The sequence below is a fragment of the Shewanella avicenniae genome (genome assembly GCF_017354945.1).
Taxonomy (GTDB): Bacteria; Pseudomonadota; Gammaproteobacteria; order Enterobacterales; family Shewanellaceae; genus Shewanella; species Shewanella avicenniae.
The window spans coordinates 3407496-3429574 of sequence record NZ_CP071503.1 but is presented as its reverse complement, the minus strand read 5'-3'; the positions used below and the strand labels follow the sequence as shown (position 1 = coordinate 3429574).

Genomic DNA, 22079 nt, shown 5'->3' with positions numbered 1-22079 from the left:
TATGGTAAGCGCTGGTGGAATTATATCCATCTGAAAAACATAATATTTGATTGTTATTTGGCAGGATGCTTAAGCATGGAAAGGCCTATTTAGCACCTGTGGTGAGGGAGAAAAGATGGAATATTACATTGGCGCATTTAAGAAATTTGCAGACTTTACTGACCGCGCACGGCGCAAAGAGTATTGGATGTTTTTCCTATTTAACCTGATTGTGTCGATCCTACTGCAACTGGTCGACGTGATCTTAGGTACTGTGGTGATTTCAACGCTCTATTCACTGACCGTCTTGCTTCCAAGCCTTGCTGTAGGCGCACGCCGTTTGCATGATACTGGGCGTAGCGGCTGGTGGCAGTTGATTGGGATTATTCCGGTTATCGGTTGGATAGTATTAATTGTGTTCTATTGCCAAGATGGTGAGCCAGGTGACAACGAATACGGTCATAATCCTAAAGGGATTGACGCTGATGACGATTATGGCGTGACCAACGTTTAACGTCGATGAGTAAGTAATGTAGGGGTGAGTCTTATGGGCTTGCCCCTTTTGCTTTATATCGGCGAATTCGGTTGGACTTTTAGCCGCCTAGATGTCTATAATGCGCCTCCCTTACGGGAGTATCATACTTATTTAGTCAACCTTTTGTGGTGCCCATCAAGGATGGGATAATCGGGAAGTCGGTGAAATTCCGGCACTGCCCCCGCAACGGTAAATGGTGAGATGCTGGCGCGCGTAAGCGTTAATCAGTCAGCATCGTGCGTAGCTCGCATAGCCAAAGTCCGGAGACCGGCCCTAAAGGTATTTCGCGTATTTCGGTGGGCAGATCGCGAAATGGGCCGGCATATCTAGTGATTGGCTGTGGCAAATGCCCCGTTTCCCTTTAGGAGCAAAAGGAAATGGGATTTAAACCAACTTCTCTCGCGGTGCTATGTGCGCTGGCGTATTCACTTCCTGCATTGGCAGAACCGCAAGCAACGACCGACGAACAGATGATTGTTATCGGTCGCCAGCTTGAAAATCCACTTGATATCGCTGCCAACGTCACAGTGATTGATGCAACTGAAATTGCCTTGACGGGCGCGACAAATCTTACCGAAGTATTGCGTGGTCGGGCGGGCATTCAGATTTCTGATAGCAACAACGGCGCTGTGTTTGCCATGCGTGGTTTTAACTCGGGCACCGCGGTAAACAACACGCTGATCCTGCTCGATGGCCGTCGGCTGAACAATATCGACATCGCGGCCGCCAGCATCAGCGCAATTCCACTGAATCAAATTGAGCGGGTTGAAATCCTCAGCGGCAGTGCCGGTGTGCTTTACGGTGACCAAGCGGTGGGCGGGGTGATTAACATCATCACCAAAGCACCAAGCGCCACCGGCGGCAATATCAGCGTTGCGGCAGGGAGTTATGACAGCTATGAAGCCAAAGCGGATCTTGCTGGGGCAATTAACAGTGAATGGCGTTACTTCTTGGCGGCAGATTATCACCAAGCGGATAACTATCGTCGTAACAACGATAACGAAACGAGCTCAGTATTAGCGCGCGTGCAGTACGAAAAGGGAACTCGCCAGTTCTTTGTTGAAGGCAGCTATTACGACAACAAACAGCAGACGCCGGGGGCGTTGACGTTAGATGAATTTAACGCCGATCCTCGTCAAGCAAGCCCTTGGCAACTTGGCGACTACATTCATGAGATGACCGACGCGTGGCGTGCCCATCTGCAGCAGCAAGTGAGCAAGCATTGGACACTGGCGGGCGATGTTAACTATTCCGATTCTTTGGTAAGCAGCATCAGCTACGGTTCGCTGGGGCAAAACAGCCGTTCATTGCTGGAAGTTAACCCAAAAGCGATTGGCGAGTATGTAACCGATAAAGGGCCGTTGACGTTGATTATCGGTGCTGACCTGCATCGTGGTAAGGCCGATTTTGATCTGAGTTCAACGGATCGCCATAACACACAAACGCTTAGCAGCGCCTATGTGCAAGCAACTGTGCCGTTTTCCACCTCGGTGGATTACGTGATCGGTGGTCGTTATGCCAAGGTGAAAGATGAGCTGTACGATGCGGCAATCTATGCTGATGGCATTGATCTTGACGAACACGCCCATGCGTTGGAAATCGGGGTGAATTATCGTCCGGTAGCGGGACAACGTTTCTATCTGCGCGCTGAACAAAACTTCCGTTTTGCCAAAGTGGATGAGCAGGCTTACACCTCACCCGGAGTATTGGGGCTGAAACCGCAAAAAGGCGATTCGATTGAAGCGGGTTGGGATTTGTTGAAAAACCAATATCAACTTAAGCTGAATCTCTATCGTTTGCACCTGACCGACGAAATCGTCTATGACAACAGTGCAGAAATGCCCGTTGGTGGCGCATTTGCCGGTGCGAACGTGAATGCTGATGAATCACGTCGTTATGGCGCTAACCTTGCGGCAAGTTGGCAGCTGTTGCCTGCGTTGAATATCGGCGCGGAATACAACTACACCGATGCTGAATTTACCAAAGGGATTAACCAAGGTAAGTCGCTGTCTTGGGTGGCGAAGCACGCAGGGCGTGTGTTTACCAGCTACGATATCGACAACGTGTGGCAGTTGTACGCTGAAGGCCAGTATCTGGGTGAGCGTTATATGGAAGGTGATAACGCCAATGCTGATGACAAACTTGCGGGTTATTGGTTAGCGAATCTTGCGCTGAACTATCGCCGCGGTGATTGGCAAGCGAGTCTGCGCGCCGATAACCTGCTGGATAAAGACTATGCCAGTTCAGGCTATTACAGTGCGTGGGGCAATGGCTATTACTCAGGCGCAGGACGCCAGCTTAAGTTAACGCTGGGTTATCGATTCTAATCCACCATTGAAGCAAAATCTGTTGAAGCCGTGCTTGTAAGCGCGGCTTTTTTTACGGCATTATGAAACGCTAAGCACTGGTAAATTGGAGCAAAATATCGTGCGTAGCCTTGTCTGTTTGCTGCTGTTAGCGATCACCGCCTGTTCTGGGCCAAGCTTGCCACCTTTTGATAGTCAAGCCACAGTGCTGGCGTTTGGCGATAGTCTCACTGCGGGTGTTGGCGCGGCGGAGGGCGAGGATTATCCGGCGCAATTAGCTCACCTTTGTGGCTGCCAAGTGATTAATGCGGGAATTTCAGGTGAGACCACCGCCGAAGGTGTCGCACGTTTGCCAGAAGTGTTAGATGAAACCCAACCCGACCTGCTGATTTTGCTTGAGGGGGGGAACGATATTTTGCGCAACCAGCCAATGGTCAACACTCAACAAAATTTAGCTTCGATGATCGTCGCAGCACAAAGCCGTGGCATCAGTGTGGTGCTATTATCAGTACCAGAGAAGAGTTTGTTACTGTCGGCGTCGCCTATTTATCAAACGTTAGCCGATGAGTTTAATGTGCCGTTGTTGAATGATACGCTCCCCAGCCTGTTGCGTAAGTCGTCGCTGAAGTCCGATGCGGTACATTTGAATGCTGCAGGTTACCAACAACTGGCACTTGAAATCTTTTCAAAATTACAGCAGGAAGGCGCCTTTTCGTCCTGAGGTGAGCAGATTCGGCGAATCAACTTGACCCTTAGGGGCGTTTTATGGGTAAATTCCTGCCATACTAAACAAGCAGTTATACGGACAAATACAGCAGGTTAAGATTGCTATGACAGATCTGGAACAGCAAGTGTTGACTCAGGTACGCGCGATTATTTCCAACGAAGAGCAGGTTATTGGTCGCCGAGCAACCCTAGTGCCGCTGAAAAAAGCCATCATTGCCGATGGTGACATCCGTAACGTGATTGACATTGTGTCGACCGATCCTGCGCTGGCAGCACACTTGTTATGGCGTTGCAATTGCGCCGCGTCACCTAGCATCAATACCAATAACCGTACCTTAAAGGATGCGCTGATCCGTTTAGGCCAAGTGAATATCTATCGCTACGCCTTTACCTTCTATCTTAAAGAACGTTTAGACGAGTTGCCGCAGCCGTATCGCAAGTTGGTGCAGGCCTACTGGCGTTTAACTGAAAGTATTGCGGTAGAAGCCGTGGATAGTTTGCACCAGATGCAAGGCGTGAATATCGACCCAGATGAAGTGCAAACCTTGGCACTGTTTAGCGTATTTGGCCAGATTATTGCGCTGACGGCGTTTGCTTATCTCAATGCGGATTCTGAGCAGAGTTTTCCACTGAGTATTATCAAAAATTTGATTGATACTCAGCAGCAAACGTTAACCCTTGAAGCATTTGAGTCGTTAGGCTTGGACGATGAATTGCAGCACGAGTTTATGATTGCCCATAATCTGCGCCAAACCCGCGATGCCAACTCACCCGGCTTGGTGTTGCGCCGTATTCTGTCTATGCGCGGCTTATTGCTTAATCCGCTGTAACCGCTGAGCTGGTAGCGCTAGCTATCAGCTGCATTACCCGCTGAATTAATGGATTTTGCTCGGCCTGTGTATCGCGCCTCACTGCCGCATACATGGGGCGATATAAGCCATTTTCGCCCAATCTTACACTGGTTAAACTCAGCCCTTGCGCCTCGGTCAACGACCAACTTGGCAGGCTTGCCACCCCTTCGCCACAGGCGATACGTTGCAGTAGCATATTGGTGAGATCGCAGGTTTTTTGGGGGCCGGGCGTGACGCCAGCAGGTGCGAGAAAATACTGCACCAGATCTAACCGAGATAGCGGCACTGGATAACTGATAATGGTCTCACCCGCCAGTTGTTCAGGGCTGACATAGGCTTGTTGTGCTAATTCTGTGTCTTTTCCCACCACCAATTTCACTTCAAATTCAGATAGATGCTCAAAGTGTAATGCTGGGTTGTTGACCGGATCAGAGGTTAACACCAAATCCAACTCGTCTTGTTCAAGGGCATCGAGCGCATCAAATGAATAACGGCTCAGTAGATCTAAGCGTTCATCAGGAAATTGCTGTTTAAATTGCGCCATCACCGGCATTAACCAGCGATAGCAGCTATGACAATCGATGCCGATGCGTAATGGTGCATGCGCTTGGTTGGTCGTGCTCTTGAGTGATTGCTCAGTAGCGGCAACTTTTGGCAGAATATCCTCAGCCAAGCTCACCAGCGTTAGCCCTTCTGCGGTAAAGCTGAGCGGCTTGCTTTTACGCACAAACACCTTGGCATCGATGCGTGTTTCTAATTCCTTGAGCTGATGTGACAGCGCCGATTGAGTGACAAAACACTTGGCTGCTGCGGCGGCCAAACTTCCGGTTTGTTTTAATGCGAGCACGGTTCTTAGGTGTCGCAGTTCAATCATTGCCATTCGTATCCTACTGCTGTCATTGACAATTGCTATCGCCATCCTTCAATGGCGCATACTATATCAAAGTTTTAGCCATCTAGACATCTGTAAAATGTGATGCGCCACGATTAACGACAGACCTAAGCAGAGATAGCCAACAAATGTCAGTGGTTACATCTCTGACTATACTGTGAGTAACCCCATCATTGAGGAGTCTGTTATGAGTCATGTCTATAAGATCATTGAGTTAACGGGTTCTTCCCCCATCAGCTCAGATGATGCCATAAAAACTGCGGTCGCGGCGGCCAGTCAATCATTGCACCACCTACGCTGGTTTGAAGTGGTGGAAAGTCGCGGGCATATTGAGGCGGGCGTGATTGCCCATTGGCAGGTTACGATAAAGGTTGGCTTTACACTCGATAGCAGTGAGTAGCTAAGAGGGCTTACGCATCGCGCGGTAAGCCTTTTTCAATAATCCGCAGTAATCGCTGCTGCTTACGGTCACTGCTTGCTGCGCTCGCATGAATCAGCTGCTTTTGTAATTGCTGAGTGAGTGCCCAAGCAATGTGTTCGGCAACTAACTCGCTCGCAGTTGCTTGGCGCTGCTTTAGCGCGGCCACAATCTGTTCGCTGTAGGGGGCATTGCCGAGGGCAATGGCAATATTTCGTAGCCAACGCTCATGGCCGATGCGACGAATCGCGCTTCCCTCGGTGTGTTGCAAAAAGCTGGCTTCATCCCAACTAAATAGCGTGAGCAGCGGCATCTGTTTAAGCTGCGCCCGAATATGAAAATCTGGCTCAGCCGTCAGTGGTGCTTCGCGGTTGACCGGACACACCAACTGGCAATCATCACAGCCATAAATGCGATTGCCGAGTAATGGCCGAAATTCCAACGGAATCGCGCCTTGCAACTCGATGGTGAGGTAGGAAATACAACGGCGGCCATCAACCACATAGGGCGCGACAATCGCGCCAGTGGGGCAGGAGGTGATACAGGCAACGCAGTTGCCACATCCTTCGCTGACGGGCACATCAACTGGCAAGGGCAGGTTGATCAGTAGTTCACCAATAAAAAACCAACTGCCAGCGTCATGCGCCAGAATTAGCGAATGCTTGCCGGTCCAACCTAAGCCGGCTTTTTCGGCCAATGGCCGTTCTAAAATGGGGGCGGAGTCCACAAATGGGCGATAGCCGCTGTCGGGCAGATTAAGTTCGGCTAAGGCTTGGTTGATACGCTCACCCAGCTGTTTCAAGCGGTTGCGCATCAGCTTGTGATAGTCACGCCCACCCGCATAACGGGAGATATACGCCTTGGTGGGGTCTTTGAGATTTTGGGCAAAACCGGCGTCTGGTGGCAGGTAATCCATCCGCGCTGAAATCACCCGTACAGTGCCGGGATGTAACTCATCTGGGCGGGCACGCATCATGCCGTGGCTCGCCATATAACTCATTTCACCATGGTATCCGTTAGCCAACCACTGCTGTAATTTCGGCTCCTCTGCGGCTAAATCGATATCGCTGATGCCAACTTTGGCAAAGCCAAGCTCGCGCCCCCACAGTTTAATGTCGCGGGCAAGTTGATTGAGAAGGCTGGCATCAAAAGAAGCTGGCGTATCCGTCATGCAGTAGTTGGTGTTTAGCTAAGATGAAATTGGCGCCATGATAGCAAATTCACGCGCTAGACGGCAGCGAATCGCTGCTAATGGCATCTGCGCAATGCTATACTTGCCGCCGATTTTGATTGGGAGTGCATATGAGCAAACAAACACCTGAATATCGCGAGCAAGCTTATACCGCAGCGGTAAATATCTGCGCCACGGTTTTGCCGATGGACAAACTGCCAGAGGGCCTGCGTGAAGCCTACGATGCCTTGTTTGATGAGTTGCTGACAGATAACACCGCCACGTTTGAAGAGGCATGGCTGAACCTGCCCGCGAGTGCGACTAAGCTGATGCCTAAAGCGCACTTTCATGGTTTCTTTATTGCTGCGGCGTGGTTGCAACTGAGTATGGTTGGTCAACAGCTCGCCGAAAAACAAGCGGAAAGCGAGCAGGAAATCACTCAGCAAGATACCGATGGTATTTATGCGCAAATTGCTAAATATGCGCTGCGTGAAAGTATTCGTAAGTTGAAGAAAGCTCGTACTGATCGCCGCTTGCTGAACAGCATGCGTGAAGTGATTGGTATGCCGATGTAGATTGGCACTGAATGCAAAACAAAAACGGATGCCATAGGCATCCGTTTTTGTTTGCTTCGCAGCAAAAGCGCTGATTAGAACGAGGTACGACGGTAGCGACGGTATTCTGGTTTCCAGAAGTTATCTTCAATCGCTTGTTGTAACAGCTCGTCGGTTTTTGGCAGGGCGTAACCCTGTTCAATGGCCACTTTACCTACAGCAAAGGCGATGTGTTTACTGACCGTGTGGATCTCTTCCAAGCATGGCAACAATGAACCTTCACCATTTAGCGCCAATGGCGAACATTCAGCCAATGCGCGGCTCGACGCCATCAACATCTCGTTTGAGACGCGGCTGGCACCCGTTGCCAATACCCCTAAGCCAATACCTGGGAAGATATAGCTATTGTTGCATTGGGCGATTTCATAGGTTTTGCCATCAACGACCACTGGCTCAAATGGGCTACCCGTGGCAACTAAGGCTTGGGCATCAGTCCAATACAGAATATCTTTTGGCGTTGCTTCTACACGGCTGGTTGGGTTAGACAGCGGGAACACAATCGGGCGAGCACAGTGGCTGTGCATGGCTCTGATGATCTCTTCGCTAAATAATCCCGGCGCGCCAGAAACCCCAATCAAAATAGTTGGCTTGGCGTTGTTGACCACATCCAACAACGAGATGTTGTCACAGAAGTTAGTCCAGTGTTCGATATGCTCGCGTTTTTGCGCCAACACACTTTGGAAGTTGTGCAGGTTCGGCATATTGTCTTGCAGCAGACCCCAGCGATCCACCATAAACACTTGGCGGCGTGCTTGCTCATCGCTGATACCTTCAGACACCATTTGGGCAACGATAGCTTCAGCGATACCGCAACCGGCGCTACCGGCACCCAAGAAGGCGATGCGTTGCTCGCTCAATTGGGTGTTGGCGGCTTTACATGCAGCCAGCAATGAACCCACAGTCACGGCAGCCGTGCCTTGAATATCATCGTTAAAGCAGCAGTATTTATCTTTGTAACGTTGCAGCAGTGGCATTGCGTTTTTCTGAGCGAAATCCTCAAATTGGATCAGTGCATCAGGCCAACGACGGTGAATGGCTTCGAGTACCGAATCCACAAATTCTGCGTATTCTTCGCCACCGACACGGCTATGACGCCAGCCCATGTACATAGGATCTTCCAGCAGGTGTGGATTATCGGTCCCTACGTCTAGCGTAATTGGCAGCGTGTACGCTGGGCTAATACCGCCACAGCTGGTGTACAGAGAGAGTTTACCGATCGGGATCCCCATGCCGCCGATACCTTGGTCACCTAAGCCCAAAATGCGTTCGCCGTCGGTGATAACAATCACTTTTACCTTGTGGCGAGTGGAGTTATTGAGGATATCGTCAATACGCTCTTTCGCTGGGTAAGAGATGAATAAGCCACGGTTACGACGCCAGTTTTTCGAAAATTTTTCACACGCCAACCCCACTGTGGGTGTGTAAATAATCGGCATCATTTCGGTGATATGGTTTTGTACCAAACGGTAAAAAAGGGTTTCGTTGGTATCTTGGATGTTGCGCAGATAGATGTGTTTATCGAGCGCATTATTGAAACTACGGAATTGGTCGTAGGCACGAGATGCCTGCTCTTCAATGGTTTCAATGTAATAAGGCAGCAACCCTTCGAGGTTGAACGAAGTACGTTCTTCTTCGGTAAAGGCGCTGCCTTTGTTGATCAACGGTGCTTCTAGAAGTGCTGGACCCGCAAATGGCATATAGAGCGGGCGTTTATTGTCGTCCATAGCGAACCTTTTTTAGATTTTTAGTGGTTGGGTTTTTCGTGATCTTGATGGGCATAGCGTAGCACGAAATGTGACCTTTGTTTGGTTTTTGAGACTTTAGTGACTTTATTTCGTTTAAAAAAGATGCGGCTGATAGATTTGCCAGCTTGAGCGAGTGGTGAGTAACGATATTGCGGCAGTTATAGGAGAAATTATGCCAGCAGGTTCAATAAGTAACTGACGGCTGCTGGCATCTAAAATGAAGTGAACGTTTGAGCTTATTTACCGCGCAATTTGGTCGACAAACCTTTAAGGAAATAGCGCATCACTTGATCGCCACAATAACGATAGTTTTTCTGATCTGGATTGCGGAAAAACGCCGACAGCTCCGATTTACTCAGGCGGAAATCTGCCAGAGCCAGCAGTTCAATAAAATCTTCCTCTTTGTACTGCAGCGCGATCCGAAGCTTCTTGAGGATGATGTTATTGTTCAAATCATTGGAGGGTTGTGGAATTCCTGCGCCGGGTTTTAGGCCGCGTTTTTCAATGATCAGTGCATCCAAAAACTGGCACAGCGTGCGGTTATCACAAGGACGGTAATCTTTCTCGTCCTCTTTCATCATCAGTGCCAGCAGCTGCTCCTGCTCCATTTCGCGGTGCACGCGGGCAAACATGCGGATCATTTTGCTATCGTGCAGGTTAAGAGCGTAGCGCAATCGGCGCAGAATATCGTTATTGGTCATGCTGTTATCTTATCTATTTGGCGGTATTGGCTAAACGCTACCGCAGTACATTTACAGTTGGCTCGCTGCCCACTTGGCGCGACTTTCACGGCTTTCGCCCAGTCCGGCTTGCTCGCGGAATGCTTTGTAGCTTTCCACATTCAACGGCACCAAACTGATCTCCACTTCCAGCACCAGTTTGCACTCTTTTTTGATGCGCCATGCAGCAGTGTTATACAACTCGGTCAGTGGCAGCGAGGCTAAAAACTCGTGGTTGTATTGGGTATAAAGGGCTTGAGTCGGATAGACGACAAACGCCAAACGACGCTTCGGCTCTTTCTTAAATAAGGCTTCAATCGAATCGCAGGTGTTGAGCACTTGCATCTCAATGATATCGTCGATTTCAAGCAGCTTCTTAACAGCGATTTCGGCAATCTCACTTGCGCCTTGTTCCCACGCTTCGATGGTGGCAACGTCAACTTTGAGTAGCTCAGCCGTTTGCGCAACTGACAAACCGAGTGACAGGCGTAGGCATTGAAATTCAATCGGATTTAGGGCGTTGTTCGCCATAATGATTCCTTGTTATTGGATGATTAGCTTGGCAGCCACACTTCTTCAACCCACTGCCAGAACGATTCATAGCAGTTGTCTTCATCGAGGTAGCCATCTTGCCAAAAGTAGACGATGCCTTCTTCATTCACACAGTAAAAATCATCGCCAATTTGGCAGATTGGCATCAGATAACGCGGTAATCCAATCGACCAAGCATATGCGGTCACTTCAGGCAAATAGGTGTGTGAATAGGGATCGGCAACCGTGATAGGTTCGAGCGAGCCGACAATCACATCACTGGCATACATTAAGTACTCTTTCACTTCTGCCGGGATTGGCAGCAGGATTTGTTCTTCTGCTTCAACAATTTGATCAAAGCTTGGCAGCTCCAGTGGCACTGGCACAGTTTCACTTTGTTGTTGCAGTTGTTCGATGACTTCATGCATGGTTTTGGCCTCAAATGGCAGTTAAGGTGCGAGAGTATAACGGCTTGGCAAAAAGGCACAAGTTTTGTGCGAATCCTCGCGAGTTAGAAATGAAAAAGGCGCTTTACAGCGCCTTTTAATCAATAGATGACAATTACCAAATTTTCACTCGTTGCGCGGGTTCTATGTACATACCATCGCCCGGTTTAACATCAAACGTGGTGTAAAATTCTGGCATGTTTTCCAATGCACCCAAGGCGCGGAATTTAGCCGGTGAGTGTGGATCAGTCGCGACGCGGTTACGTACTGCTTCCTCTTTAAACTTACCACGCCAAATTTGGGTAAAGCCCATGAAGAAGCGTTGATCGCCGCTCAAGTTATCCAGTACAGGCGCTGTTTTGCCTTCCAGTGACTTCTTGTATGCTTTGTAGGCGATGGTTACGCCTGACAAGTCACCAATGTTTTCGCCTAAGGTCAGCTCGCCGTTAACGTGCAGATCAGGGAACACATAGAAGCCGTTGTATTGGGCAACTAAGGCTTTGGTTTTTTCGTGGAACGCGGTCAAGTCAGCTTCAGTCCACCAGTCACGCATGTTGCCATCGCCATCAAATTTGGCGCCTTGGTCGTCAAAACCATGGCCCATTTCGTGGCCAATTACCGCACCGATACCACCGTAGTTCACTGCGTCGTCTGCTTCCATATTAAAGAATGGCGGTTGCAAAATGGCTGCTGGGAACACGATTTCGTTCATGGTTGGATTGTAATAAGCGTTCACGGTTTGTGGTGTCATATGCCACTCTTCGCGATCGATTGGACCTCCCAATTTTGCCAGTGATTTTTCATGTTCCAACTGGCCAGCACGCATTTCGTTACCCACCAAGTCATCCGCTTTAATGGTCAGCTTGCTGTAGTCTTCCCACTTGTTTGGATAACCGATCTTTGGATTGAACTTGGCCAGTTTCGCTTTCGCGGCGGCTTTAGTCTCAGGGGTCATCCAGTCCAGTTCATCAACGCTGTCAGCGTAGGCTTGGCGTAGGTTTTCAACCAACTGCTCCATACGAGCTTTGGCTTCTGGAGTGAAGTGACGTTTCACATACACTTTACCCACAACTTCGCCGAGCAGGCCGTTCACCTTGCTCACACCGCGCTTCCAACGTGGTTCTGGTTCGGCTTGACCGTTCAGTTTACGGGCAAAGAAATCAAAGTTTTCTTCATCAAAATTGCTGCCTAAATCACTGGCAAAGCTGGTCAGCAAGTGCCAACGTAGGTAGGTTTTCCAAGTCGCTAAATCGGTATCTTTAATCAGCTTACCTAACGCAGTGACATAACTAGGCTGACCAATGATGATGTCGGGTTGCTTGTCACCACCTAAGGCATGCAGGTAGTTATTCCAGTTGATTTCTGGCGCAACGGTTTTCAGATCTGCTAACAGATATTTGTTGTAGGTTTTGGTGCTGTCGCGGCTGGCAACAACATCCCAGTGGGCGTCTGCTATCGCGGTTTCCAGCTTCAAAATCGCTTCGGCGCTCTTGCGAGGCTTTTCCCAACCTGCCAGTTTGAACATATTGATCATATGGTCAACAAACTGCTCACGGATTTTGACGAAGCGTTCTGCATCGTTGAAGTAATAGTCACGCTCTGGCAAGGTCAGGCCGTACTGCCATAAATGGGTGGCGTAGCGGCTAGAATCTTTGGCATCGATGCCGATATAAAACCCAATCGGTGTACCGCCACCGACCATTTGGCTTTCACCAAAATAGGTCATCAGTTCATCAGTGTTGCTGATGGCATCAATTTTAGCCAATTCAGGATTCAGTGGGCTGATGCCGAGTTTGTCTAACGTTTCGGTGTCCATGAATGAGCGGTACAGATCTGCCACTTTCTGCTCATCGGTACCCGCTTGCAGATCTGTCTTCGCGGCAACGTCTTCGATAATCGCTTTGATGTCGTCTTTAGATTTTTCACGCAGATCGTAGAACGCGCCTACTGAAGTGCGGTCAGCAGGGATTTCAGTGTTTTTGATCCAGCTACCGTTAACATAATCATAGAAGTCGTCTTGTGGACGGACGCTAGAATCAAAATTTGCCAGCTCGATACCGGAGGTTAAGGCAGCTTTTACCGCGGTAGCCGCAGCAGTTTGTTGGGTTGCTGGGGCGGCTGAAGTGCTCACTTCCGCTTTGTCGTCATTACAGGCGCTCAGACCCACAATCATGGTGGCGCACAGGCCGCCAATCAGTAACTTATTCATTATTAGTCCTTTATAGCTTTGCGATTATTGAGTTGTCTGCAAAGAGCTCGCACGATGTTCGTCGTCAGCCGTTGGCTGTCGCATTGCAGGTGGCTCATGTTAAGTTGTTATCACATTTTGTCTCAAGTGTTACGTGTGACGAAATTGTCATCGAATGTTATCGCGTTTGTGCTGCCATGCGCTTTCACGGATAATGCGCCACCGAGATTAGCCTCAGATGAGTAGTGAACGTGCGACTGGATAAGTTTATTTGTGAAGCGACTGGTTTTACCCGCAATTTGGCAAAGCGAGCGCTAAAGCAGGGTGAGGTTGAAGTGGATGGCCATGTGGTGAAAGACGCCAGCTTTAAGTTGCAGCCAGATATGATGGTAACTCTTGAAGGTGCACTGCTGAGTTTGATTGGTATGCGCTACATCATGATGCACAAGCCGCTGGAAACCTTATGCTCAAATGTCGATGAAGTTTACCCAAGTGTGCTCAATCTGATTGATGAACCGCTGGTTGACCGTTTGCATTTTGCTGGACGCTTAGACGCGGATACGACCGGGTTATTGCTGATCACCGATGATGGGCAATGGTCGCATCGGGTCACATCACCCAAGCGCGAGTGCGGCAAGCGTTATCGCGCATGGCTCGCCGAACCGCTAGTGGAAGATGCTGAACAGCGTTTTCTTGATGGCGTGGCATTGAATGGCGAAAAGGAGCTGACCCGTCCGGCAACGCTCGTACGGATAAGTGACGCTGAAGTGCTGCTGACCATCACCGAAGGTAAATATCACCAAGTAAAACGTATGTTTGCTGCCGTAGGCAACAAGGTGACTGAGTTACATCGTGAAGCGATAGGGGCGATTGAGTTGGATGAAAGCTTAGCGCCGGGCGAATGGCGTTATTTAACTGAGGCCGAAATCGCCAGCATTGACTAACCGAACGACGATGAGGCTGCATGTTGGCTGTGTGGCCTCAAGTGTTGGATTATAAGCAGCTATATCGATGCAGGTAGCATGAGGTATGCGTTGGGCTCAGTAAACGATGGTCTGTTTCAGCTGCAATAACGGCGTGAAGGGCTATAGAAAGGGCTATCAAATGCCGAATTTCAGGCACAAAAAAACCTCGTCATGACGAGGTCTTAAGTTGGTACAGGTGAGAAGACTTGAACTTCCACGCCCGTAAGGGCACCAGCACCTGAAGCTGGCGTGTCTACCAATTCCACCACACCTGCATTGCATCTTATTGTCACTCTGTTGAGATTGGTACAGGTGAGAAGACTTGAACTTCCACGCCCGTAAGGGCACCAGCACCTGAAGCTGGCGTGTCTACCAATTCCACCACACCTGCACAACAGAGTCAGGATTACGATTATATAGTTGGTACAGGTGAGAAGACTTGAACTTCCACGCCCGTAAGGGCACCAGCACCTGAAGCTGGCGTGTCTACCAATTCCACCACACCTGCCCTGTACTTCACTATATTTTCGGTTTCCCGCACCTTTAAATTAAAGGTGGTGCCCGAACCCGGAATCGAACCAGGGACACGCGGATTTTCAATCCGCTGCTCTACCGACTGAGCTATTCGGGCGACGGCGTGCATTAAAAGGCTTTTGTGGTTTTGAGTCAACTCTTTTCTGAGAAATATTTCAAAAGTTCGAGTGTTTGAGCAAGATTTATTCGAAAAGGGTTTACAAGATTTTTAGCAGGGGCAAAAACGCCTATTTATAAGCCTTTGCGGCCAATTCGCTGGCGCTGATTTTATGAACGCTAAGCGGCGAAACCTACGCGTCAGTCACAAAAAAGCCCCAATAACTGGGGCTTCATAACAACTTTGTTTTTTAGCGGTTATTTGCCACTAATTCGTTGCTTGGAAAGTTGGCTTTCATCACCTCTAATACGTGTTGACGCATTTGAGTTTGGCCAAGTGCCTGATAGGCTTGCGCCATAATTTCGAGGCTGCGTTCCACATACGGAGTGTCGTTATACATTTCCAGCACAGTTTGTGCGCGAACTGCTGCAGCGCTCCAAGCGTCGATCTTGACGTAGTATTCGGCCACGCGAATCGCATAGCTGGCAAGGCGGTCTTTCAAAAACTGCATCCGTTGCTGTGCATCCACAGCGTATTTACTGTTTGGGTAGCTACGAATGAGACGGCCGAAATCTTTGAACGCATCTTGCGCGTACTGTGGATCGCGGTCTGTACGATCGATATTGAGCATATTGTGCAGGAAGTAGTTATCTGCTTGCATGTTCACTAAACCGCGCATGTAAATGACATAGTCGCTGTCTGGGTGAGTTGGGTTCAGCTTTAAAAATTTGTCGATATTCGCTAACGCGTCGGCAGTGCTGTCTTGTTTGTAGTACGCATAAATCAGATCCAACTGTACCTGATCTTTGTAGGCGCCAAACGGGAAGCGAGAATCAATCTGTTCCAACGTTTTGGCTGCTTTGGCGAAATTTCCGGTCTCCATAGCGGTTTGTGCTTGGCTATAAAGCACGTCAACAGTCTCTTTTCCTGTAAAACCGTCTTCGTCTGGAGAGCTACTACAAGCTGCTAAGGCCAATGAAAAAAAGGCGATGGCAGCGCCTTTGACAAATATATGCATACTTCTATGAGTGTCTTTTTGAAAGTTATAGTTAAGAAATTTGCCATTTCAAGATAAAATGGATCATTTCCGTGTTTAACTGAATTTAACACAGTTCTATGACCCCAATAATTGGGGACGGTTCCTATGACGCAAGAGATTAATCTAAAAAGCGAGATATCAGCAACCCAAACAGGCCAGAGATTAGATCAGGCTGTGGCCGAATTGTTTGCTGATTATTCCAGAACCCGCCTAAAAGAGTGGATTCTGGCAGGTAATGTCAGCATTGATGGTGAGGTTGTGAGTCGACCTCGCGAAAAAGTGCTGGAAGGGCAAATTATTGAGATTGACGCACAGATCGAAGAAGAAACGGTCGCTGTGGCGCAACAAATAGATTTGGACATCGTCTATGAAGACGAGCACATTCTGGTGATCAACAAGCAAGCGGGCTTGGTGGTGCATCCGGGTGCTGGCAATAGTGACGGCACCTTGATGAACGCATTACTGCATCATTGCCCCAACATTGAGCATGTACCCCGGGCTGGGATTGTGCATCGTCTCGATAAGGACACCACAGGTTTGATGGTGGTGGCCAAGACGGTCGAAGCGCAAACGCATCTGGTCGCAGCGCTGCAAGCGCGTGAGATCACCCGTGAGTATGAAGCGATTGTGTTGGGAACCATGACCGCGGGTGGCACCGTGGATGAGCCTATTGGCCGTCACCCGACCAAACGGACTCATATGGCGGTGCATCATGCTGGTCGTCCATCAGTAACGCATTATCGTGTGGCGGAAAAATTCCGTGCTCACACCCGTTTGCGTTTACGCTTGGAAACTGGCCGTACTCACCAAATTCGTGTGCACATGGCTCACATCGGTCATGTATTGGTCGGTGATCCGGTTTATGGCGGTCGTCCGCGACCACCCAAAGCGGCGAGCCCTGAATTCATCGAAATCTTGAAAGAATTTAAACGCCAAGCGCTGCATGCGATTCGGTTAGAGTTAGCACATCCTATCACCTGTGAAGTGATGAGTTGGCAAGCGCCAATCCCAGAAGATATGCAGAATCTGACCAAAGCGCTGCGCAAGGATACCGAAGAACATCCTGAGGATATGCTCTATTGATCCCAGCTGACTGGTTTATCCCTGCGGGGGTTCATATTGCCTTTACTGATCGCACTGGCGGCGTCAGTAAAGCGCCTTATGCCAGCCTAAATTTAGGCGATCACGTAGATGATGATCCAGTCGCGGTAACGCATAACCGTGCTCTGTTAATCGAGCAGCTTAGCCTACCCGCGGCGCCGCAGTGGTTAACCCAAGTGCACGGTGTTGATGTGGTCGAGGTTGATATCGATGCAAACCGCCGTGCCGATGGCGCATTTAGCTGTCAAGCAGAGCAAGTGTTAGCGGTTATGACCGCTGATTGCTTGCCCGTTTTAGTGTGTGATGCTGCAGGCGGGCAAATTGCTGCATTACATGCGGGCTGGCGCGGCTTATGCCATGGCATTTTAGAAGCAGGTATTGCTAAGTTTGCTAAGGGCAGTGAACTGTACGCCTATCTTGGCCCCGCCATTGGTCCATCGGCCTTTGAAGTGGGGGCTGAGGTGCGGGCTGCTTTTATGGCGAATACGCCTCAAGCCGAAACTTGTTTTATCCCGTCTACAAATGCAGCCGTACCAGACAAGTATCTGGCTGATTTGGTCAAACTTGCCCAGTTACGATTGCAAGCCGCCGGTGTCGCCCATATTTATGCTTTAGGGGATTGCACCTACACACTTGCCGATCGTTATTTTTCCTACCGCCGCTCGCCGATCACCGGACGGATGGCCTCACTTATTTGGCGTGATTAACGTCAACGCATTGCAGCCTAGCGGCTAAAATTGCGCAATCTCTCAGCAAAATAGTTGCCTCTCAGGCTTGAATTAGTCGCGAATAGCCCCACATTTAAATCAACGAAGTTATTCCTCTATTTTGAGATTGTTAGGAGGGGATATGCGACTCGATCGTATGACCAACAAATTCCAAATCGCTATCTCAGATGCACAGTCACTGGCGCTAGGACGCGATCATCAGTTTATAGAACCTGTCCATCTGATGATGGCTTTGTTAAACCAAGATTCTGGATCTATTCATCCATTGTTAACCCAAGCGGGCATTCAAGTTAGCACGCTGCGTTCACTGTTAACCAAAGAGTTAGAACGTTTGCCGCAGGTGGATGGTTCGGGCGGTGATGTACAGTTGTCCCAAGCGCTGATCCGTTTGCTCAACCTGTGCGACAAATTAGCGCAAAAGCGCAGTGATAAATTTATCTCTAGTGAGCTTTTTGTGTTAGCGGCGTTAGAAGGTAGTGACACTCTCGCCAAATGCTTGAAGCAAGCGGGTGCGACCAAAGAGCTGATGGAGAAAACCATCGAGCAGATCCGTGGCGGACAAAAGGTCGATGACCCGAACGCCGAAGATCAACGCCAAGCATTGAAAAAGTACACCATCGATCTGACCGAGCGCGCAGAACAAGGCAAGCTCGATCCGGTTATTGGCCGCGACGATGAAATTCGCCGTACCATTCAAGTGTTGCAACGCCGTAGCAAAAACAACCCCGTATTAATTGGTGAGCCTGGTGTAGGTAAAACTGCTATTGTCGAAGGGTTGGCGCAGCGTATTATCAATGGTGAAGTGCCTGAAGGGATTAAGAACAAACGCGTATTGTCATTGGACATGGGCGCCTTGGTTGCTGGGGCAAAATATCGTGGTGAATTTGAAGAGCGTTTAAAAGCCGTGCTGAATGAGCTGGCGCAGGAAGAAGGCCAAGTCATTCTGTTTATTGATGAGTTACACACCATGGTCGGCGCGGGGAAATCCGAAGGCTCGATGGATGCGGGCAACATGCTCAAACCTGCGTTGGCGCGCGGTGAGCTGCACTGCGTCGGAGCCACCACGTTGGATGAATACCGGCAGTATGTGGAAAAAGATGCGGCATTGGAGCGTCGTTTCCAAAAAGTGCTGGTGGATGAACCCACAGTGGAAGACACCATCGCGATTTTGCGTGGTCTGAAAGAGCGCTATGAGCTGCACCATCATGTAGAAATTACCGATCCGGCAATTGTGGCTGCGGCAACGATGTCGCACCGTTACGTGTCCGATCGTAAGTTGCCTGATAAAGCCATCGACTTGATTGACGAAGCGGCGTCTTCAATTCGTCTGCAAATCGACTCCAAACCTGAGCCGCTGGATAAATTGGAGCGTCGTGCTATTCAGTTGAAGCTGGAAGAGCAAGCGCTGGCGAAAGAAAGCGACGAGGCGAGCCGTAAGCGTTTGGATCATCTGCGTACCGAACTTGATGACGTTGAACGCAAAGCCGCTGAGTTGAACGAAATTTGGTTTACTGAAAAAGCGGCGCTGGCGGGAACGCAACATATTAAAGCGGATCTTGAACAAGCGCGGATGGACTTGGAAGTGGCGCGTCGTGCAAGTGACCTAACTCGCATGTCTGAGCTGCAATATGGCCGTATTCCTGAGTTGGAAAAACAACTGGATTTAGCCGCACAAGCTGAGATGCAAGATATGCAGCTGCTGCGAAACAAGGTGACCGATGTCGAAATCGCTGAAGTCTTGTCAAAAGCGACTGGTATCCCAGTATCGAAAATGCTCGAAGGCGAGCGTGAAAAGCTGCTGAACATGGAAGATGCCCTGCATGAACGAGTGATCGGTCAAAGTGAAGCGGTGGATGCAGTAGCAAATGCGATTCGTCGTAGTCGCGCCGGCTTAGCCGATCCAAACCGGCCAATTGGTTCGTTCCTGTTCCTTGGCCCAACCGGGGTAGGTAAAACCGAGCTGTGTAAATCGCTGGCAAAATTCTTGTTCGATACCGAGAGCGCCATGGTGCGTATCGATATGTCGGAATTTATGGAGAAACACTCAGTATCTCGTTTGGTCGGCGCGCCTCCTGGATATGTCGGTTATGAAGAGGGCGGTTATTTGACCGAAGCGGTGCGTCGCCGTCCATATTCCGTGATTTTGTTGGATGAGGTGGAGAAGGCGCACCCTGATGTATTCAACATTCTATTGCAGGTGCTGGATGATGGGCGTTTGACCGATGGCCAAGGTCGTACAGTGGACTTTCGTAATGCAGTGGTGATTATGACGTCGAACTTAGGTTCCGATGTTATTCAAGAACACTTCGCTACTGCCACTTACGATGAGATGAAGCAGCAAGTATTGAATGTGGTGCAGATGCACTTCCGTCCAGAATTTCTGAACCGTATTGATGAAACCGTTGTGTTCCATCCGTTGGAAGCGGAACACATTAAAAATATTGCGGCGATTCAGATTGAAATTCTGCGTCAGCGTCTGTTGGAAAAAGAATACGATCTGCACATCAGCGATGCAGCCTTGGCTTATATTGCTCAAGCGGGCTTCGACCCAGTTTACGGTGCACGTCCGCTAAAACGCGCATTGCAGCAAGAGGTTGAAAACCCATTGGCGCAAAGTTTACTGCAAGGTAAGTTGTTGCCGGGGCAAACCATCTATGTTGATGCTGATAGTGATGGTTTGAACTTCCATCAATAACATTAGATGTTAAAAAGGAGCGCAATGCGCTCCTTTTCTTTATTCGGCGGTAATCACACCCGTGCAGCGGTAACGGCTATTTACTACAGAACAGCTTTATCCGTTCTTCCTGAGCTTTGATTTCTTGTTGGCGCTGCTCTTCCGTCATCTGCACCGTATCACCGGATTTTGGATCCGATGTCTGTAAGCGAGTATGGGTTTTTAGCACATTAAGTTTAAAGGTCGCTTGTTCGCAAATCGATTTGGCTTGCTCGGCATTTTGTGCGCGCAGCTTCTCAGCAGCTGGATCCGTGGCTGGGGTATCGTTAGTGCGTTCGGGCGCAACAGTGCCGATCTTCTGTGGTTCCATGCTGTTGGCATCTAGCTGCTGCACAGTTTGATCAGCGGGAGGTGGATCTTGACTGAAATGGGTCACCCCATTTTTATCAACCCACTTATAGATAGTGGTGGCTTGGGCGACTGGTAGCGAGAGTGCTGCCAATATGACGATTAACAAACTGTTCCGTAACATTGTTCAAATCCGTCCTTAGGTTATGCACGATGGCATAAATACTGTGCTATCTTTTTGGCCACTGTGCATCGTTATAACATGTATTGGATAAGTGTATGCAAAATTCTTCTATGCCAACAGTAAAAAACAAAGGGATTTACCTGTTACCTAACCTGCTGACTACCGCAGGGTTATTCTCAGGCTTTTATGCCGTCATCGCCTCGATGAATGAGCGCTTTGAAGCATCCGCCATCGCTATTTTTGTGGCGATGATTTTTGATGGCTTAGATGGTCGTATGGCAAGGCTCACCAATACCCAAAGTGCGTTTGGTGCCGAATACGATTCTATGGCGGATATGGTGTCTTTTGGAATGGCACCCGCGCTCATTGCCTACAATTGGGGCTTATCAGAACTGGGTAAGATAGGTTGGTTAGCCTGCTTCATCTATTGCGCTGGCGCAGCATTGCGCTTAGCACGCTTTAATACCCAAGTCGGAATTGCCGATAAACGCTATTTTCAAGGCTTAGCCAGTCCGGCAGCAGCGGCAATCATCGCAGGGACTGTTTGGCTGGGGCAGGATTACGGCATCGACAGCAGTTCGGTCTCTTGGTTGTTTGGCCTGATTACCGCCGCCACAGGTTTACTCATGGTCAGTAACTTCCGTTATGCATCCTTTAAAGAGATCGACTGGCGCGGCAAAGTAAACTTCGTCGTCATGCTATTAGTCGTGGCAGTGTTTGTGGTGGTATCTGTTGACCCGGCATTGATCCTCTGTTGTTTGTTTTACCTCTATGCGTGCTCAGGGCCTTTTACGACCTTCCGAAGTGTCGACAAACTCAAAGTCTCCGACGTGATAGGCGATGATGATATTGAACCTATCTTGCCAACCTCTACAAATAGCGAAACATCCGATAAAACAACCACAGCTTCAAAAGAATAGGTTGCTATCTTTGGTCGAATGTCTCGAATACGTTAACTTATCGGGTTTTCAGGTGTAGATAGCGTAATCAAATAGTTAATTTGATTATTTGTTGCGCTATCGAAATATTTTTTGCAAATTCCCACTTGCACGAATTTCTGATGTCCCTATAATGCGCACCCACTGAGACGGCACAGCGCGAAAGCAAAGGCGGTTGAGGTGGTGATGAGGATGACTCATCACAAGGCGAAAATAAGTTTGAAATCAAGCTTGACGCCTGAACGGGGAAGTGTAGAATACGCAGCCCTGACCTGAAGCGAGTTCTTCAGGCTGCTCTTTAACAAGTTATCAAGCAATCTGTGTGGGCACTCTCAGGTTGATATATCGAC

Annotated in this window: 20 protein-coding genes, 4 tRNA genes and 1 riboswitch; of the genes, 11 read left to right on the top strand and 13 right to left on the bottom strand. The window is 49.2% G+C overall.

Annotated features, from left to right (window positions below; all coding sequences use genetic code 11):
• Nucleotides 1–115 precede the first annotated feature (115 nt).
• From JYB87_RS15175 to JYB87_RS15160, 4 genes are all read left to right on the top strand, one after another.
• Nucleotides 116–493: a DUF805 domain-containing protein gene (locus JYB87_RS15175; RefSeq protein ID WP_207354292.1), complete on the top strand. Its 378-nt coding sequence runs from the start codon at nt 116–118 to the stop codon at nt 491–493.
• Nucleotides 494–623: 130 nt separating this feature from the next.
• Nucleotides 624–804: riboswitch (cobalamin riboswitch) on the top strand.
• Between the two features lie 87 nt (nt 805–891).
• Nucleotides 892–2841 (top strand): TonB-dependent receptor, encoded by a 1950-nt coding sequence (locus JYB87_RS15170; protein WP_207354291.1) that lies wholly within the window; start codon nt 892–894, stop codon nt 2839–2841.
• Between the two features lie 85 nt (nt 2842–2926).
• Nucleotides 2927–3541 (top strand): GDSL-type esterase/lipase family protein, encoded by a 615-nt coding sequence (locus JYB87_RS15165; RefSeq protein WP_228729885.1) that lies wholly within the window; start codon nt 2927–2929, stop codon nt 3539–3541.
• A 109-nt stretch (nt 3542–3650) separates the two neighbouring features.
• On the top strand, nt 3651–4376 hold the full coding sequence (locus JYB87_RS15160; protein WP_207354290.1) for an HDOD domain-containing protein: 726 nt from the start codon (nt 3651–3653) through the stop codon (nt 4374–4376).
• On the opposite strand, the gene JYB87_RS15155 is transcribed toward JYB87_RS15160, so the two are convergent.
• A complete protein-coding gene (locus JYB87_RS15155) occupies nt 4363–5271 on the bottom strand; it encodes a LysR family transcriptional regulator (protein WP_207356726.1) in 909 nt (302 codons plus the stop codon). The genes JYB87_RS15160 and JYB87_RS15155 overlap by 14 nt on opposite strands.
• Before the next feature lie 205 nt (nt 5272–5476).
• Here JYB87_RS15155 and JYB87_RS15150 point away from each other — a divergent pair, with 205 nt between their 5' ends.
• On the top strand, nt 5477–5689 hold the full coding sequence (locus JYB87_RS15150) for a dodecin (protein ID WP_207354289.1): 213 nt from the start codon (nt 5477–5479) through the stop codon (nt 5687–5689).
• Nucleotides 5690–5699: 10 nt separating this feature from the next.
• Here JYB87_RS15150 and queG read toward each other — a convergent pair whose 3' ends face one another.
• Nucleotides 5700–6878, bottom strand: a complete 1179-nt coding sequence (gene queG / locus JYB87_RS15145; RefSeq protein WP_207354288.1) for a tRNA epoxyqueuosine(34) reductase QueG — start codon at nt 6876–6878, stop codon at nt 5700–5702.
• A 131-nt stretch (nt 6879–7009) separates the two neighbouring features.
• Here queG and JYB87_RS15140 point away from each other — a divergent pair, with 131 nt between their 5' ends.
• Nucleotides 7010–7453, top strand: a complete 444-nt coding sequence (locus JYB87_RS15140) for a DUF3069 domain-containing protein (RefSeq protein WP_207354287.1) — start codon at nt 7010–7012, stop codon at nt 7451–7453.
• Between the two features lie 74 nt (nt 7454–7527).
• Here the strand turns inward: JYB87_RS15140 and JYB87_RS15135 are convergent, their stop codons facing one another.
• The 5 genes from JYB87_RS15135 to JYB87_RS15115 all read right to left on the bottom strand — a co-directional run bounded on the left by JYB87_RS15135 (nt 7528) and on the right by JYB87_RS15115 (nt 13142).
• Entirely contained in the window at nt 7528–9216 is a 1689-nt protein-coding gene (locus JYB87_RS15135; RefSeq protein WP_207354286.1) for an NAD-dependent malic enzyme, read from the bottom strand.
• 257 nt (nt 9217–9473) lie between these two features.
• On the bottom strand, nt 9474–9938 hold the full coding sequence (locus JYB87_RS15130; protein ID WP_207354285.1) for a YehS family protein: 465 nt from the start codon (nt 9936–9938) through the stop codon (nt 9474–9476).
• Between the two features lie 51 nt (nt 9939–9989).
• Nucleotides 9990–10487, bottom strand: a complete 498-nt coding sequence (locus JYB87_RS15125) for a DUF4447 family protein (protein WP_207354284.1) — start codon at nt 10485–10487, stop codon at nt 9990–9992.
• Between the two features lie 23 nt (nt 10488–10510).
• Entirely contained in the window at nt 10511–10915 is a 405-nt protein-coding gene (locus tag JYB87_RS15120) for an SMI1/KNR4 family protein (RefSeq protein WP_207354283.1), read from the bottom strand.
• Nucleotides 10916–11048: 133 nt separating this feature from the next.
• The gene (locus JYB87_RS15115; protein WP_207354282.1) at nt 11049–13142 is read right to left on the bottom strand and encodes a M13 family metallopeptidase; all 2094 of its coding nucleotides are present in this window, start codon (nt 13140–13142) and stop codon (nt 11049–11051) included.
• A gap of 230 nt (nt 13143–13372) precedes the next feature.
• On the opposite strand from JYB87_RS15115, the gene rsuA reads away from it, so the two are divergent.
• On the top strand, nt 13373–14065 hold the full coding sequence (gene rsuA, locus JYB87_RS15110) for a 16S rRNA pseudouridine(516) synthase RsuA (protein ID WP_207354281.1): 693 nt from the start codon (nt 13373–13375) through the stop codon (nt 14063–14065).
• Between the two features lie 209 nt (nt 14066–14274).
• Here rsuA and JYB87_RS15105 read toward each other — a convergent pair.
• From JYB87_RS15105 to JYB87_RS15085, 5 genes are all read right to left on the bottom strand, one after another.
• Nucleotides 14275–14361: transfer RNA gene (locus tag JYB87_RS15105), tRNA-Leu, on the bottom strand.
• 29 nt (nt 14362–14390) lie between these two features.
• Nucleotides 14391–14477, bottom strand: a tRNA-Leu gene (locus tag JYB87_RS15100).
• Nucleotides 14478–14507: 30 nt separating this feature from the next.
• Nucleotides 14508–14594 (bottom strand) — tRNA-Leu (locus tag JYB87_RS15095).
• Between the two features lie 47 nt (nt 14595–14641).
• Nucleotides 14642–14717: transfer RNA gene (locus JYB87_RS15090), tRNA-Phe, on the bottom strand.
• Between the two features lie 250 nt (nt 14718–14967).
• Nucleotides 14968–15735, bottom strand: a complete 768-nt coding sequence (locus JYB87_RS15085; RefSeq protein WP_207354280.1) for an outer membrane protein assembly factor BamD — start codon at nt 15733–15735, stop codon at nt 14968–14970.
• 126 nt (nt 15736–15861) lie between these two features.
• Here JYB87_RS15085 and rluD point away from each other — a divergent pair, with 126 nt between their 5' ends.
• The 3 genes from rluD (at nt 15862) to clpB (ending at nt 20280) form a co-directional block, all read left to right on the top strand.
• Entirely contained in the window at nt 15862–16839 is a 978-nt protein-coding gene (rluD, locus tag JYB87_RS15080; RefSeq protein WP_207354279.1) for a 23S rRNA pseudouridine(1911/1915/1917) synthase RluD, read from the top strand.
• On the top strand, nt 16836–17564 hold the full coding sequence (gene pgeF, locus JYB87_RS15075; protein ID WP_207354278.1) for a peptidoglycan editing factor PgeF: 729 nt from the start codon (nt 16836–16838) through the stop codon (nt 17562–17564). Before rluD ends, pgeF begins: the two co-directional genes overlap by 4 nt.
• A 142-nt stretch (nt 17565–17706) precedes the next feature.
• The gene (gene clpB, locus JYB87_RS15070) at nt 17707–20280 is read left to right on the top strand and encodes an ATP-dependent chaperone ClpB (protein WP_207354277.1); all 2574 of its coding nucleotides are present in this window, start codon (nt 17707–17709) and stop codon (nt 20278–20280) included.
• 76 nt (nt 20281–20356) lie between these two features.
• Here the strand turns inward: clpB and JYB87_RS15065 are convergent, their stop codons facing one another.
• Nucleotides 20357–20791, bottom strand: coding sequence for a DUF4124 domain-containing protein (locus JYB87_RS15065; protein WP_207354276.1), 435 nt, complete (start codon nt 20789–20791; stop codon nt 20357–20359).
• A 95-nt stretch (nt 20792–20886) separates the two neighbouring features.
• On the opposite strand from JYB87_RS15065, the gene pssA reads away from it, so the two are divergent.
• Nucleotides 20887–21711 (top strand): CDP-diacylglycerol--serine O-phosphatidyltransferase, encoded by an 825-nt coding sequence (gene pssA / locus JYB87_RS15060; protein ID WP_207354275.1) that lies wholly within the window; start codon nt 20887–20889, stop codon nt 21709–21711.
• Nucleotides 21712–22079: the final 368 nt, after the last annotated feature.